Origin of the sequence: Paramagnetospirillum marisnigri, assembly GCF_001650715.1 — a bacterium.
GTDB classification, from domain to species: Bacteria; Pseudomonadota; Alphaproteobacteria; order Rhodospirillales; family Magnetospirillaceae; genus Phaeospirillum; species Phaeospirillum marisnigri.
This window is the reverse complement of sequence record NZ_LWQT01000077.1, coordinates 238,651-252,777: the sequence shown is the minus strand read 5'-3', so window position 1 is coordinate 252,777 and position 14,127 is coordinate 238,651. Positions and strand designations below refer to the sequence as shown.

The window sequence follows — 14,127 nt, the reverse complement described above, 5'->3', positions numbered from 1 at the left end:
TAATCCCGCCATGGTTACGCATATCCGGTTCAGGAACGGCGCGGCGGCGGCCCTGGTCTTCTGGGCCTGGGGGCTGGGCTGCGCCTCGGCGGCGGACTGGTCTGCGGCCGAGGCCGAGCGTGTCATCGCCTTTGGTTTCGATGCGGTGGTGGAACGTCATCTTCAACCGGTGACGGCGGCTTCCATCGCGCTCGACGGCATGCGCGGCCTGGCCGATATCGATCCGCAACTGGCCGTGGCCTCCCAGGACGGGGCCGTGCGGCTGTCCACCGCCGAGGCGGTGGTGGCGGAATTCGCGGCGCCCGCCGCGACGGACACCCAGGGTTGGGCGCGCGTGACCGTGGCGGCGGTGAGCGAGGCCCGGCGGGTGTCCGAGCCCATCCGCACCGCCGATGACGAGAAGCTCTATCAGGCGGTGTTCGAGGGCGCGCTGGGCAAGGCCGATGTCTATTCCCGCTATGCCAGTGCCCGCGAGGCGCGCGAGCATCGGGCCAGCCGCAACGGTTTTGGCGGCATCGGCATCAAGTTCGATCTGGTGGATGGCGAGCCCCGGGTGGTGGAGGTGGTCGAGGACACCCCGGCCCATCGCGCGGGCATGAAGGCGGGCGACATCATCTTGAGCATCGATGACCAGTCGGTGCGGGGATTGGACCGGAACGCCATTTCCAGCCTGCTGCGGGGGCAGGTGGCCAGCGATCTGTCGGTTCGGCTGCGCCGGGGTGGCGACGCCCTGCAATTGAGCCTGCGCCGTTCGCGCATCATTCCCAAGACCGTGACCATGACCCTGACCGGCGGCATCGCCGCCTTCAAGATCAGCAGTTTCAACCAGGGCACCGCCCACAGCCTGGAAGGCCTGCTGCAGGATGCCCGTGCCAGGCTTGGCGCCGGTCTGGTGGGGGTGGTCCTGGACCTGCGCGGCAATCCCGGCGGGTTGCTGGACAAGGCGGTGGCGGTGGTGGATCTGTTCGTGGACAAGGGCACCATCGTCTTCACCAAGGGGCGCCATCCCGAGGCGGGCAATTCCTTCGACGCCCATCCCGGGGATATCGGAGAGACTCTGCCGGTGGTGGTGGTGGTGGACGGGCGCTCCGCCTCGGCCGCCGAGATCGTCGCCTCCGCTCTTCAGGATGCCGGGCGGGCGGTGGTGGTGGGGACCAACTCCTATGGCAAGGGCACGGTTCAGACCGTCATCGCCCTGCCCAATGACGGCGAGATCACCCTGACCTGGTCGCGCTTCCATACGCCGTCGGGCTATGCCCTGCATGGCCTGGGCGTGCTGCCCGCCATCTGCACCGGTTCCAATCCCAATCCCGCCGCCGTGGTGGATGGGTTGGCGCGGGGCAGCCAGGCGAGCCGCCTGCCCGAGACCCTGGCTGTGTGGCGCCATGCCGGTTTCGAGGAAACCGGACTGCGCCAGCGGTTGCGGGACGGGTGTCCTCCGGCTCGCCGTTCCGAGGCGCGGCTGGACATGGACATCGCGGAGCGCTTGCTGCTGAACCGCGCTGCCCATATGCGGGCCATCGCCCTGTCGGGGCCTGGACGGACGCTGGAAACCTCGCAGCGCCGGGCCTTGGAGCCGGAAAGCAGCCCGCACTGACAAGGCAGTCCTGCATATTTTCGACTTCCGATTCAGGCCTCGGAGAGGCCACAATGCAAAAGCAAGGGGTTACAATCGGAAGTTCAATGGACGCAGTCATCACGCCGGAATCGGTCCTGTCCTCCGTGGTCAGGATCACCGAGCAGCGCAGCCAGCAGCATCTCGAGGACAGTCTGGTCGCCACCTTGGCCGATCTGGCGGACCTTCCCTTTTGCGCCATCTGCCGTCCCACCCAGACGGCGGCGGGCATCTTCATCGATTACGTGGCGATCAAGGCGGCGCCAGGGCAGGACGTGCCCGAGTCCATGGCTGAAATCGGCAATGACATGTTGCTGCTGCAATGCATGGCCACCGGTGGCAGCCACGATATGGTGCTGCCCGACGGGGCGATTCGCCGGGCCCAGGCGGTGGTGGACGACCGCGGCACGGTCTGCGCCTTCCTGGTCACGGTCTCGGCGCCCGAGCAGGCGGGCAAGCAGGCGCTGGTGGATGGTTTCGCCGCCATCTATCGCAACTATCTCGCCATCCTGCGCGATGCCGCCCGCGACACCCTGACCGGGCTGAAGAACCGCAAGACCTTCGACGAGAATTTCAGCCGGATCGTCGCCAGTTCCCGTCATTTCGAGCTTCCCTATGCGGGTGACCGCCGCAACAGCCATCTCGACGGCGACCATCACTGGTTGGGTATGATCGACATCGACCACTTCAAGCGGGTCAATGACAGCTTCGGCCATGTGTTCGGCGACGAGGTGCTGTTGCTGCTGGCGGCGCTGATGCGCAAGGCCTTCCGGGGCGAGGACCTGCTGTTCCGCTTCGGCGGCGAGGAATTCGTGGTGATGCTGGCGCCGACCACCTTCGCCAATGCCCAGGCGGTGTTCGATCGTTTCCGCGCCACCGTCGCGTCCTTCCCGTTTCCCCAGGTGGGCAAGGTCACGGTCAGCATCGGCTTCGTGCGCATCCAGTCCGACGATTTGCCCTCGGTGGTGATCGGCAATGCCGACAAGGCGCTGTATTACGCCAAGGAGCATGGCCGCGACCAGGTGTGCTCGTACGAGCAGTTGATTGACGAGGGCGGGCTGTCGGTGGAGCGGCGGGCGGGTGACGATATCGAGCTGTTCGCCTGAAACGGAAAGGGCGCCCGATGGGCGCCCTCGCAACATAAATTCCTCAGGAGCGGCAAGACTACTTGATCTTGGCTTCCTTGAACTGGACATGCTTGCGCACGACAGGGTCGTACTTGCGGAATTCCAGCTTTTCAGTCGTCTTGCGCGGGTTCTTCTTCGCCACGTAGAAGAAGCCCGTCCCCGCGGTGCTCAGCAGCTTGATGAGAATGGTGGCAGGCTTGGCCATGACGAAAATCCCGACAAACGTTGGTGATCGAAACTCAGGGGGCGCACCATACTGATCCCGACGCCAGAGTCAAGTACAAGTGTGAGGGCTGCCCACCAGGATGATCTGGAGGTCGCAGACATTGGTTCCGGTGGGGCCGGTTCGCAGCAGTCCCCCTAAGCGATCGAAGAAGCCGTAGGAATCGTTATTGCCAAGGAAATGGGTCGGCGACAGCCCCAGGGCGCGGGCGCGGACCAGCACTTCCGGGGTAGCGAAGGCGCCTGCCGCGTCGGTGGGGCCATCACCGCCATCGGTGGCGGCGGACAGGAAGGCGATGTCGCGCCCGCCTTGGGGATCCCCCGCCATTTCCGCCAGGAAGGCCAGGGCCATTTCCTGGTTGCGGCCGCCGGAGCCGGTACCGCTCACCGTGACCACGCTTTCGCCACCCGCGATCAGGCAGGCCGGGGCGGGGGCCAGCAAGCCGCCGTCGCGGCAGTCCCGCGCTATGGCGAACAGCAGCTTGGCCACCTCGCGGGCCTCGCCCGTCAGGCTCGAGGTCAGCGCCAGCGTGTCGTAGCCCAGGGATCGGGCCTTGTCGCGGGCGGCCAGAACGGCGGCGCGGTTGCTGCCGATCACGGCATTGGTGACACGGGCCAGGGCGGCATCCCCGGGCTTGGCGGTTTCGGGCTCGTGGCCCTCGTCACCCCGGCGCAGCAGCGCCATCACCGAGGCGGGCAGGCTTTGGTCCAGACCGTACCGGCTGATCACCGCCAGGGCGTCGGCGAAGGTGGTGGGATCGGCGGCGGTTAGTCCCGAGGAGATGCTGTCCAGCCGGTCGCCCACCACGTCGGACAGGATTAGCGCCAGGCAGCGGGCGGGGGCCAGAAGCCGGGCCAACCCGCCGCCCTTCAGGGCCGACAGATGCTTGCGCACGCAATTGACCTCGTGAATGTCGGCGCCGCAGGCCAGCAGCGCCGCGGTGGTCGCCTGCTTGTCGGCCAGGCTCAGCGGCGGCCGGGGAGCGGGAAGCAGCGCCGAGCCGCCCCCCGAGATGAGCAGGATCGCCAGGCAGCGTTCGTCCAGCCCCCCGGCGTAATCCGCCAATTGGCGCGCCGCCTCGACCCCGGCATCGTCGGGCGTGGGGTGCGAGGCTTCCAGGACCCGGATATGCCGCAGGGGCAGGGCATGGCCGGTCTTGACAACCACCAGCCCGTCACCAATCCGGTCGCCCAGCACCTGTTCCAAACCCTGTGCCATGCGGGCCGAGGCCTTGCCCGCGCCCAGCACCGCGATGCGGTCGAACACTGTCAGGTCGATCTCCTCGTCGCCCTGGTCGCGGCTGAGCCTCAGCCGATCGCCCGCGAGTCTCACATGGTCCAGGATCATCCCCAGCGGATCGACCCGCTGCAATCCGGCTGTAAGGATGGCTTTCAAATCGTTTGGTGCCGTCACCTCGCCCTCCGGACTCCGTCGCGTCTTACGCAAGAATAGCGGCGCTGGAGTCCCCCCGCCACCAGCATGGGGATGCGCCAAAGACGCTCGGTCATGGTCACGGGCGGCACTGGGAAATAGGTTGATAGTATGGGGCAAGTACTATAGCGTCGGTATTAGAAGCCAGTTTGGGGTGCTTCTTGATTGCGTCTGGGTCATCTAGCTGACACAGTCGCAACAAAGGTATGGGGTACTGGGGAATACGAATAATGGCAGAAAAGAGAATTACCCCTTCGGGTAAGGAGCGGAGTTTCGCCGCCCATGAATTGATCGTCAGCAAGACCGACCCGAAGGGGCGGCTGACCTATGTCAACGACGTCTTCATGGCGGTCAGCGGCTACACCGAGCCCGAACTGATCGGCCAGCCCCATTCGCTGATCCGTCATCCCGATATGCCCCGCGCGGTGTTCAAGTTGCTGTGGGACACCATCTCGGCGGGGCGGGAGCTGTTCGCCTATGTCAACAACATGGCGAAGAATGGTGACAATTACTGGGTCCTCGCCCATGTCACCCCGAGTTTCGATTCGGCCGGGCAGATCATCGGCTTTCATTCCAACCGCCGTGTCCCCGACGCCGAGGCCTTGGCGGTCATCAAGCCGCTCTATGCAAACCTGCTGGGCGAAGAGGGCCGGCACGCCGATCGCAAGGCCGGGCTGGAATCCTCGTGGGCCATGCTGAACCGGGCCGTGGCCGATGCCGGGTTCGACAGCTATGACCGCTTCATTTTCGCCATCACCCCCGATCGTTGAGCGGAGCCAGTCCCATGCAGAAGACTCTTCACTCCGAGGCGCGGGCGGTGATGCTCGCCGTCCTGATTCCCGCCGTCATCTGCCTGCTGGCCGGTGTGGGCGGGATCTGGGCTGGAATCGTCGGGATCGGCAATGTGGCCGACATGGCCAGCCGTTTCCGCACTCAGGTGTTCGGCATCGCCCAGGCGTCCAAGGATCTGCGTTTCGACGTGGTGCAGGTCCAGCAATGGCTGACCGACGTGTCGGCTACCCGCGGCCTCGACGGCCTGGATGACGGTTTCGCCAAGGCCAAGGATTTCGCCGAGCGCTTCGATAAGGACGCCGCCCGTCTGGCGGAACTGGCCGGGCAGATGGGCAATGCCGACCTGACCGGGGCCTTGACCGCCGCCAAGAGCCATTTTCCCGCCTATGTCGCCGCCGGGCGGACCATGGCCGAGGCCTATGTCGCCCATGGCCCCGAGGGGGGCAATAAGCGGATGGCGGAATTCGACGCCAAGTCGGAGCAACTGCAAAAGGATCTGGAGAAGATCGACGCGACCGTCGCCCTGCTGATTCAGCGCAGCCAGGAAGACGAAGCCGCCACACTCGGCAGCAGCCGGGGCACCGCCATCGTCTTCATGATCGTCGCCGCCCTGTGCTCGCTGATCGGGGTCGGCGTCGCGGTCTATATTGGCCGCGGCGTCGGAGCGGTGGCCGAGGATCTGTCCGGCGCCAACAAGATCCTGGCGCGGAGTTCGGCCGGTGATCTCAATGCCCGCGTCATGGGAATTCGCCGCAACGACGAGATCGGCGAGTTGCTGCGCAACATTAACCGCCTGCTCGACGTGGCGGAAGCCTTTGGCAAGGAAGCCTTCGCGGCGGTGGAATCGGCCAATGGCCGCCGCTATTTCCGCCGCATCCTGCTGACCGGGCTCAGGGGTGACTATCTGGTCTACGCCAAGAGCATCAATCGCTCGCTGAAGCTGATGGAAAGCCGCGATGCCGAGTTCATCGCCTTCGCCAATGATCAGGTCAAGCCGGTGGTCAATGCCGTGGCCGCCGCCGCGACCGAGCTGGAAGCCTCGTCCGGCGCCATGTCGGCCCAGGCCACCGATACCACCCAGCAGGCCATGACGGTGGCTGCCGCCGCCGAACAGGCCTCGGTCAATGTTCAGGCCGTCGCCTCGGCGGTGGAGGAATTCTCCGCCTCGATCCAGGAGATCAGCGCCCAGGTCAACCGGGCCGCCGTGGTGGCGTCCGAGGCGGCGGGCGTGGCCGCCCGGACCGATTCCACCGTCCGCGGCCTGAGCGAGGCGGCCCAGCGCATCGGCGCCATCGTCAGCCTGATCAACGACATCGCGTCCCAGACCAATCTGCTGGCGCTCAACGCCACTATCGAGGCGGCGCGCGCGGGCGAGGCCGGCAAGGGCTTCGCCGTGGTGGCGGGCGAGGTCAAGAACCTGGCCAACCAGACGGCCAGGGCCACCGAGGACATCACCAATCAGGTCGCGCAGATCCAAGGCGTGGCCGCCGAGGCCATCTCGGCCATCCAGGATATCTCCCGCACCGTGTCCGAGATCGAGCAGGCCTCCTCGGCGGTGGCGGGCGCCGTCGAGGAACAGAACGCCGTCACCCTGGAAATCGCCCGCAACGTGGCCGAGGCCGCCTCGGGGGCGGCGTCGGTCTCGGCGGCCATCGTCACCGTCCAGGCGACGGCGGCCGAGGCGACCGAATCCTCCGGGCAGGTCGCGGCGGCCGCGGCGGAATTGTCCCTGCAATCGGAAACCCTCAGCCGCGAGGTGGATGGCTTCGTTGCCCGCATCGGCGGCAGTTAACTTGACGGTCGGACGACAGGTTTCTACAGTGGTCAGGTTGTCCCCGGGGAAACCCGGGCGGGCGGACAAAACCGTCTTTCGAATTCGACAAGGAACTTACCTATGAAGAACGTGACCGACTCCTCGTTCGAGGCCGATGTGCTCAAGGCCAGCGGTCCGGTTCTGGTTGATTTCTGGGCCGAATGGTGCGGTCCGTGTCGCCAGATCGCTCCGGCGCTGGAGGAACTGGCCAAGGAACTGGGGGCCAAGATCACCGTCGCCAAGATCAATATCGACGAGAATCCCGGCACCCCCGGCAAGTACGGCGTGCGGGGCATTCCCACCCTGATGATCTTCAAGGACGGCCAGGTGGCCGCCACCAAGATCGGGGCCCTGCCCAAGAGCAAGCTCTACGAGTGGGTCGAGGCCAGCATCTAGGCCGAGCATCCAAGGTCAGGAGCGAGCCCCGCCGGTGTGCGGGGCTCGTCGTTTTTGTGAACCGGGAGAGGGGCATGGCAGTCTTCGCCGAAGAGGATCGCAAACGGCTGTTCGATTTCATGGTGGCGTCCATGGACGAGGACAATGCCGCCACCATGGATGCATTCGCTCAGAACTTTCTGCACAATGGAAAAGTCTGGGATCTGTTGGCCGAGCACTTCCCAACAGCATCGCCGTCGGCCGTGAAGGCCATCATGCTGGACGCCTATGCGAGCAGGAAGTCCGCAGTCTAGCGTTACATTCTATTCATATAAGGTTGACTTGGTTTTCACAATATTTTGTGACGCTGTTCTAATAGTCACAAATGTATTGTGGGAACTATTGCCTTGCGGCCCGATTTTGCCGGGGTATACTATCGTCATGGATAAGCCTCGGGTTTGGGGAGGGGCGTTTGGACGGAAGGATGGCCCGGAGGGAACCGCATGGACGCCGCGACGCTTGAGATGGTTTTGACCGCCTATGACGAAACCGTCCAGGACGCCCTGGCCGGGGGGCGTCCCGACGATATCGCCCATACCGAGGGACTCGCCGCAGCGGCCATGTTGCTGGCGGCTGTAACCGGGGTGGAGGACGCCGCCGCCCGAGCCGAGGTGGAGCACGTCAATCCGCGTGCCCGTCTCGCGGCCTGAAAGCGGCGCCATGGTCCAGTCCTTGATTGCCGCCCTCAGGGAGGAAAAGAAGCGCCTCGATGCCCAATTGGACGAGGCGCTGCATACCTTTGCCGAATACGAGGAAGGCATGAACATCCGCTGGCAGACCGCCGACCCCGCCGCCCGGCAAGAGCTGATGGCGGAGCGTTCCCGGGTCGAGGAGGAACTGGGTATTGTCGCCCTGGTTCTTCGCCTGGACGAAATTCGCGAGGAACTGGAAGCCGCCGAGGCATCCCGGGTCGCCTGAGACCGCCGGGACCGCACCCTGCCGAGTCTGTGTCCTTGGCCTGAAGGCCGGGACGTGGCACAGTGCCCATCTCCCCGGTTGGAGATCATGGCACGATGATTGCCGAAATTCTTCCCCCCGATTCCTCATTTTCCCGGGCGGTCTATACCGAAATCCGTCCGGCCATTCCCCGGGGGCAATGGCCGATGGATGCCCTGCGCGCCACCTTCATGGTCGCGCCCGATGGCCTGTCGCTGCAGGCCAGCTTCGAGGGGCTGCCCGGTCCGGCCGCCGCCATCGCCACCCAGGTCGTCGCCCGCGCCAAGGTGAACCTGGTCCTGGCGTCGCCGGTGGCCTATCTGGCGGGGTCGGTGGTGCGGGCGCGGCGCTGGCGCGATACCTTCCTCTACGCCTTGCTGCCGGTACTGTTCGCCATTCCGCTGATGGCGCCCCTGGGCGAGACGGTGATGCGCCTGACCATGGGGCTGTTCGCTCTCGACGCTCTCGCCTTGATCCTGTCCCACGGCGCCTTGATGCAGGCGCGCGGACGCGCCATCGAGGGCCGCTTCATCGCCTTGATCCCCACGCCGGGTCTGCGGATCAAGGTGCCGGTCGGGACGCCGCTGCATCCTCAGGGCTGACGGAGCTTTTCAGGGCCTGGCGCTTGGCCTGTTCCCAGACCTCTTCGTGGCGGCGCTGCACCTTGGCGCCGCACGACACCAGGAATCCCACCTTGGCCGGCCATGGCGCCACCAGTTCCGGCGCCGCGAGAACCGGCGCCAGCATATGGGCTTCACTGCCCCGGATCATATTGGCCGAGCGGTTGAAATTGGACTGCAGGGCCGCGTTCTCCGGCTTCAGCATGAAGGTCAGGAACTTCAGGGCATTGGCGCGGTTGGGAGGATTGCGCGGCACCGCGATCACGTCGGTCCACACCAGATTGCCCTCGCGCGGATAGGCGTAAGCCAGGCTGGGGCGGCTGTCGCGAGCCCGCATGGCATCGCCGCTGCGAACCACCGCCAGGGCCAGATCGCCTCCTCCCAGGGACTGGACCATGTCGGCGGGGCGGACCAGCCGGGCCCGGGCCAGCAGGGGGTGCACTTCCTTCAAGGCCTTGTCCAGGCGGCCGGTATCGGGGGTGCAGCGGGCTTCTCCGAGATAAAGCAAAGCCAATTGCACGATATCGGCGCCGTCCAGTATGCCGACCCGGCCCGCCACTTCTGGTGGCGGGTCGAACAACAGGCGCAAGGTGTCGATGTCGCCCTTGTGGATGGAGGTATCCACGGCGAAGGAGGTGGTGCCCCACTGGTTGGGGATGGTGTATTCGTTGCGGGGGTCGAAGGAGCGCGACCGCCAGGGATCCTCGATATTCCAGAAACCGGGCAGGCGGTCGGCCCAGACCCGCTCCAGCAATCCGGCCTCGATCAGGTCTGCCACGTGATGATCGGGGGGGAAGGCGATGTCGAATCCTGATTGCCCGCCCTTGAGGCGGGCCACCATTTCGCCGGAATCGCCCACCTCTTCCCCGATGGCGCGGATGCCGGTCTCGCGTTCGAACTTGGTCAGCACCTCGGGGGCGATGGTCCTCGCCCTGGCCAGGACCCGCAAGTCGCCCGCCGCCAGGGACGGGCAGGGTGCGAGGGCAATGATCAGGGCCAGGATGGCCATGGCCACGCCTGCGGACCGTGGTTGCCAGCGGCGGGGCGCCGAGGAGGGCATCACGCCTCGTCCTCGATTCGCTCCATGTCGTCGTCCGACAGGCCGAAATGGTGTCCGATCTCATGGATCAGCACATGCTTGACCACCGAGGACAGATCCTCGCCGGTTTCGCACCAGTAATCCAGGATCGGCCGACGGTAGAGAAAGATCATGTCCACCGAGGAGGGCGCGCCACCAAAGGCCATGATGTCCTGGGCGGTGCCGCGATACAGCCCCAGCAGGTCGAACGGGCTTTCCAGATCCATCTCGCGCTCGACCTCCTCGTCGGGGAAGTCCTCGACGCGAATGACCACGTCGGCGGCGTAGCGGCGCAATTCCTCCGGGATATCGGCGAAAGCGGCGGCGGCGATGGTTTCCAGGTCGGCGCAGCTGGGTGGCGTGCTGTGGTGCGGGATGACTCTGCTCATGATGGATTGAATTTAGCCTGTCCTTGTCGCGGGCGCCAGAGAAGCCCATTTGGGGAAGGGGGGCCGCAGAAACAATCCGAGGATACCGCCATGTCCGCCGCTCTCACCGGTCCCCTGCGCGCCGCCGCCCTTGCCGAATTGCCGGAATGGCTGGAATGCGAGGGGCGCGACGCCATCACCCGGAGTTTCCGCTTCAAGGATTTTGTCGAGGCCTTCGCCTTCATGACCAAGGTAGCCCTGGCGGCCGAGCGGATGAATCACCACCCCGAATGGGCCAATGTGTGGAATCGGGTGGATGTCACCCTGACAACCCATGACGCGGGGGGCGTGACGGAACGCGACATCGCGCTGGCCCGCATCATGGAAGGGGCCGCGACATGACAAAGCCCATCCGCCACGCGGGGCGGCGGGCGAGCGGGAGATGATGGATGGCGTGCCCGTTAAAGGGCACCCCATGCCGGGTGGCGACGCAGGCCTAGCGGGAAAAAACCAACATTTGCATCACTCGCAAATTTTGGATTTGTTTCCGCGTTTCAATCAGTCGGTGTGTCGATTCACCTGACGCTTAGGGATCTAAGCGTCAGAATCGGACCGCTGTCTAGGCCTGGACGTCCAGAAGCTGACCCACCGCCGACTTGCCCACATCGGAGGGCTTCGCGGCCTGGGGCTGCTGCTGTTGTTGAAGCTGTTGCGCGCTTTGCGACAGGCTCAGCGCGATGGCCTGGGCGGCCTGCTCTTCCTGCTTGATAGCGCTCAGCGGAGCCTGCTGGCCGGTAGCGGCCTTTTGCAGGTATTGCGCCGAGTTCGCGACGCCGACGGATGATACGTCCATGGTCCTGCCTTTCTGGCTGAACATAAGTAAGCCAACGTTAACTCATTCTTTAGCAAATGTCACGAACTGGATTCGCCGTGCCGCCGTCTCACGGAGGCTGGCCGATCAGGTCGCGGGCAAGCTGGCCGATCAGCAGGCCGAACCGGCGGTCATCGGGGCCGTCCAGCCGGGCGACCCAGCCGCGTGACGAGGACAGCGGCGCGTCGCCCTCGCAAAACGAGGCCACCACCTCCAATCGTCCCTGGCCCACCGGGGCGGACCCGCCCTTGGCGCCGCCGGCGCAGGCGGCTCGCTCGTCGGCCCCGGCGGCGGCGCCCAGGATCATCACGATGCGGTATTTGGCTTGGGCGGCGGAGGCGGGGTCGAGGGTGACCTGGAAGGGGCGGCCGGGAACGGCCCCGGCGACCGCCGTGGACACGGCCCGAGCCAGGGTCGCGGCTCCGCCGCCGAACGGGTCGCCGCGCAGATCCAGCAGCAGCGGCCCTGACGAGGTGGCGTAGATGAACGAACTCCAGGTCGCCGGACTGCGATAGGTGCCGGGAACCGTGGAGGGGCCGTCGCCGCAGCCGCTGACCAGGGTGGCCAAAGCGGCGGCGCCGAGCGAGAGGAAGCGCTTGATCATGGGCGTTGTGTCCGGGGAGGGGGCGAAGGTCAGGCCAGGCCGGTCTTGCGGAGGAATTCGGGCGGCGCGGGAGCGGGTTTGCGGGCGGCGTAATCGAAGAACAGGATGCCGGTCTTGCCCTGGGCGACCTCGCGGCCGTCCTCCTTGGCGCGGGCGCGCCAGACCAGATCGCAGCCGTATTTGTTGAGGTCGGCGGCGGCCATCTCGAACACCAGGATCTCGCCGTGGAAGGCCTCGGAGCGATAGCGGATGGCGGCATCGGCCACGATGATGCCCAATCCCTCCACGTCCAGTTCCCCATAGCCCAGCGATTTGAGGAAGCGGACCCGGGCCTCTGAGACCAGCGACAGCAAGGCCGCGTTATCCAGGTGGTGGCCGTAATTGATCTGGCCGATGCAGATGGTAATCTCGGTGGCAAACTGGAAATCTGGGGGTATCTCGATGGTGACCCGCGGCATGACGGTGTATCCTGACGCTCTGTCCTGGGGCGGCTGACTGGCAGGCTAAGCGCTGGCGGAGGGAGGGTCAATGCCGCCGCGTCTCGGCTGAATCCCCTAATCCGTCAAAGGGCTTGCATTTCGCTGGAATATCTCCTAGGCTACAGTCAGTAGGGATCGAAATCTGGTCCTTGCCCAGGCCGTTGAGGCCGCTAGAATTGGCGCAGCCTCAAAGGCCTGCGATTGTCAAACGGCTTAATCCAGAAAGGATATCGCCATGGCCGACGTCACACTCTCTGCCACGATCCGCAACAACCTGCTGTCGCTGCAAAATACCGGCGACCTCGTTGCTCGTACCAATACCCGCCTGTCCACCGGCAAGAACGTCAGCTCCGCCATCGACGACGCGGTTGCGTTCTTCCAGGACAAGTCCCTGAAGGATCGCGCGGGCGACATGTCGACCCGCAAGTCCGAAATCGATCAGGGTATCAGCAATCTGTCGACCGCTCTTAATGCGGTGACGAAGGTTGAAAACCTGATGGTCCAGATGAAAGGTATCGTGCTCTCCGCCAAGTCTGCGTCCGAAGCGGACCGTAAGACCCTCGGCGACCAGCTGAATACCCTGGCCTCTCAGATGAACTACCTTGCGAACGACGCGTCCTATCAGGGCCTGAACCTGATCAACGCGACCGCTTCGAACATCAAGGTGCAGTTCTCGGAAAAGACCGCCAACGTTCTGCAGGTGGACGGCGCCAACGTCACAGTGTCCGGTGGCCTGGTCATGACCGCCTTCACCCTGGGCGCCTCCGTCATCGCTACCTCGGCCGGTATCTCCCGTATCGCCGGTGTGTCGATGTTCGCCGGCTTCTCCTCGGTGTCCTCGTCGGTGTCGGTGTTCGACGCCTACATCGCCATGTTCGAATCGGGCATCACCTCGGTTCGTACCACTGCGAAGACCCTGGGTGCCAACGTGGCTCTGCTCCAGACCCGTCTGGACTTCACCAAGGAATACATCAATACCCTGAAGATCGGCGGCGACAAGCTGGTGCTGACCGATCTGAACGAAGAAGGCGCCAACCTGGTGTCGCTGCAGACACGTCAGCAGCTCGGCATTCAGGCGCTCTCCGGGGCCGCCCAGGCCGAGCAGGGCGTTCTGTCGCTCTTCCGGTAAGTCGCGGGCTCGTTAGAGCTTGGTAGAATTGAGCGGACGGCGTTTATCGCCGTCCGCTTTTTCTTTCGTGACGCGCGACTGGCTTTTGGTGAGCCATCAACCCAAACTTAACCAATCCAGGCTCATTGTTACGGGATCATCGCCTGTGAAGCCGGAGGTTCGCTCAAATGGCCTATCCCAAAACCGATCAAGGCCGCTATCGGTCTATTCCTGCCGGGGGAAACCCGCGTGAGACCGAGGCCTGGGCGCTGACCGAGACGGCACGGCGCATGTCGGAAGGGCAATCGGAATCGGTGGATATCGAGGATTTCCTGGGGGCTGTGCGTCTCAACTGGAAGCTGTGGACGATCTATCAGTCGGAGCTGTCTTCACCCGAATGCGACCTGCCGCTGGAGTTGCGCCAGAACTGGCTGTCGCTATCCAATTTCGTCGATAAGCGCACGGTCGATATCATCGCCACCCGCGAACGCAGCAAGGCCGACGTCCTGATCAATATCAACCGGCAGTTGGCTGGTGGCCTGTTCACGGTCATCCCCCCCAAGGAAGGGACGGAGCCACAGCCCCAGGCCAATCTAACCACCAATGAAGTGATCTGATCGGCGGTAT

The 14,127-nt window shown here is 64.9% G+C and carries 18 protein-coding genes and 1 pseudogene; 12 read left to right on the top strand and 7 right to left on the bottom strand.

The features are described 5' to 3' along the window. Window positions 1-10 precede the first annotated feature (10 nt). Both A6A04_RS15555 and A6A04_RS15550 read left to right on the top strand, forming a co-directional pair. On the top strand, window positions 11-1,597 hold the full coding sequence (locus A6A04_RS15555; protein ID WP_082914966.1) for a S41 family peptidase: 1,587 nt from the start codon (window positions 11-13) through the stop codon (window positions 1,595-1,597). Window positions 1,598-1,683: 86 nt separating this feature from the next. Continuing rightward, window positions 1,684-2,721, top strand: a complete 1,038-nt coding sequence (locus A6A04_RS15550; RefSeq protein WP_156612642.1) for a GGDEF domain-containing protein — start codon at window positions 1,684-1,686, stop codon at window positions 2,719-2,721. A gap of 58 nt (window positions 2,722-2,779) precedes the next feature. Here the strand turns inward: A6A04_RS15550 and rpmG are convergent, their stop codons facing one another. Together rpmG and A6A04_RS15540 are read right to left on the bottom strand one after the other, a co-directional pair. Further along, the gene (rpmG, locus tag A6A04_RS15545) at window positions 2,780-2,947 is read right to left on the bottom strand and encodes a 50S ribosomal protein L33 (protein WP_002725389.1); all 168 of its coding nucleotides are present in this window, start codon (window positions 2,945-2,947) and stop codon (window positions 2,780-2,782) included. A gap of 69 nt (window positions 2,948-3,016) precedes the next feature. After that, window positions 3,017-4,378: a glycerate kinase type-2 family protein gene (locus tag A6A04_RS15540; protein ID WP_068494465.1), complete on the bottom strand. Its 1,362-nt coding sequence runs from the start codon at window positions 4,376-4,378 to the stop codon at window positions 3,017-3,019. A 248-nt stretch (window positions 4,379-4,626) separates the two neighbouring features. On the opposite strand from A6A04_RS15540, the gene A6A04_RS15535 reads away from it, so the two are divergent. The 7 genes from A6A04_RS15535 (at window position 4,627) to A6A04_RS15505 (ending at window position 8,974) form a co-directional block, all read left to right on the top strand. After that, window positions 4,627-5,166, top strand: coding sequence for a PAS domain-containing protein (locus A6A04_RS15535; RefSeq protein WP_068494463.1), 540 nt, complete (start codon window positions 4,627-4,629; stop codon window positions 5,164-5,166). A 14-nt stretch (window positions 5,167-5,180) separates the two neighbouring features. Then, window positions 5,181-6,980 carry a methyl-accepting chemotaxis protein gene (locus tag A6A04_RS15530; RefSeq protein WP_245651228.1) on the top strand — a complete coding sequence of 600 codons (1,800 nt, stop codon included), beginning with the start codon at window positions 5,181-5,183 and terminating at the stop codon, window positions 6,978-6,980. Between the two features lie 102 nt (window positions 6,981-7,082). Continuing rightward, window positions 7,083-7,397 carry a thioredoxin TrxA gene (gene trxA, locus A6A04_RS15525; protein ID WP_068494461.1) on the top strand — a complete coding sequence of 105 codons (315 nt, stop codon included), beginning with the start codon at window positions 7,083-7,085 and terminating at the stop codon, window positions 7,395-7,397. A 74-nt stretch (window positions 7,398-7,471) separates the two neighbouring features. Further along, a complete protein-coding gene (locus A6A04_RS15520) occupies window positions 7,472-7,690 on the top strand; it encodes a hypothetical protein (RefSeq protein WP_068494458.1) in 219 nt (72 codons plus the stop codon). Between the two features lie 189 nt (window positions 7,691-7,879). After that, on the top strand, window positions 7,880-8,086 hold the full coding sequence (locus A6A04_RS15515) for a hypothetical protein (RefSeq protein WP_068494456.1): 207 nt from the start codon (window positions 7,880-7,882) through the stop codon (window positions 8,084-8,086). A gap of 10 nt (window positions 8,087-8,096) precedes the next feature. After that, window positions 8,097-8,354, top strand: coding sequence for a hypothetical protein (locus tag A6A04_RS15510; RefSeq protein WP_068494454.1), 258 nt, complete (start codon window positions 8,097-8,099; stop codon window positions 8,352-8,354). A gap of 95 nt (window positions 8,355-8,449) precedes the next feature. Then, complete coding sequence (locus A6A04_RS15505; RefSeq protein ID WP_068494452.1) at window positions 8,450-8,974, top strand: hypothetical protein; 525 nt, start codon at window positions 8,450-8,452, stop codon at window positions 8,972-8,974. Here the strand turns inward: A6A04_RS15505 and A6A04_RS15500 are convergent. Together A6A04_RS15500 and A6A04_RS23225 are read right to left on the bottom strand one after the other, a co-directional pair. Beyond that, window positions 8,934-10,001 carry an extracellular solute-binding protein gene (locus tag A6A04_RS15500; protein ID WP_068494451.1) on the bottom strand — a complete coding sequence of 356 codons (1,068 nt, stop codon included), beginning with the start codon at window positions 9,999-10,001 and terminating at the stop codon, window positions 8,934-8,936. The two genes, A6A04_RS15505 and A6A04_RS15500, sit on opposite strands and share 41 nt — an antisense overlap. A 50-nt stretch (window positions 10,002-10,051) precedes the next feature. After that, window positions 10,052-10,459: a metallopeptidase family protein gene (locus tag A6A04_RS23225; protein WP_068494449.1), complete on the bottom strand. Its 408-nt coding sequence runs from the start codon at window positions 10,457-10,459 to the stop codon at window positions 10,052-10,054. Window positions 10,460-10,543: 84 nt separating this feature from the next. Between A6A04_RS23225 and A6A04_RS23220 the strand changes: the two are divergent. Continuing rightward, window positions 10,544-10,840 (top strand): annotated as a pseudogene (locus tag A6A04_RS23220) (4a-hydroxytetrahydrobiopterin dehydratase); the annotation flags it as partial. 217 nt (window positions 10,841-11,057) lie between these two features. On the opposite strand, the gene A6A04_RS15485 reads toward A6A04_RS23220, so the two are convergent. The 3 genes from A6A04_RS15485 to A6A04_RS15475 form a co-directional block, all read right to left on the bottom strand. After that, window positions 11,058-11,291 carry a hypothetical protein gene (locus tag A6A04_RS15485; RefSeq protein WP_156612640.1) on the bottom strand — a complete coding sequence of 78 codons (234 nt, stop codon included), beginning with the start codon at window positions 11,289-11,291 and terminating at the stop codon, window positions 11,058-11,060. A gap of 88 nt (window positions 11,292-11,379) precedes the next feature. Beyond that, entirely contained in the window at window positions 11,380-11,913 is a 534-nt protein-coding gene (locus tag A6A04_RS15480; RefSeq protein ID WP_068494443.1) for a hypothetical protein, read from the bottom strand. A gap of 29 nt (window positions 11,914-11,942) precedes the next feature. Further along, window positions 11,943-12,371, bottom strand: coding sequence for an acyl-CoA thioesterase (locus tag A6A04_RS15475; protein WP_068494441.1), 429 nt, complete (start codon window positions 12,369-12,371; stop codon window positions 11,943-11,945). 256 nt (window positions 12,372-12,627) lie between these two features. Here A6A04_RS15475 and A6A04_RS15470 point away from each other — a divergent pair, with 256 nt between their 5' ends. Together A6A04_RS15470 and A6A04_RS15465 are read left to right on the top strand one after the other, a co-directional pair. Next, window positions 12,628-13,521: a flagellin gene (locus tag A6A04_RS15470; protein ID WP_068494439.1), complete on the top strand. Its 894-nt coding sequence runs from the start codon at window positions 12,628-12,630 to the stop codon at window positions 13,519-13,521. A 167-nt stretch (window positions 13,522-13,688) separates the two neighbouring features. Further along, complete coding sequence (locus A6A04_RS15465) at window positions 13,689-14,117, top strand: flagellar biosynthesis regulator FlaF (RefSeq protein ID WP_068494438.1); 429 nt, start codon at window positions 13,689-13,691, stop codon at window positions 14,115-14,117. The last annotated feature ends 10 nt before the right edge of the window (window positions 14,118-14,127 follow it).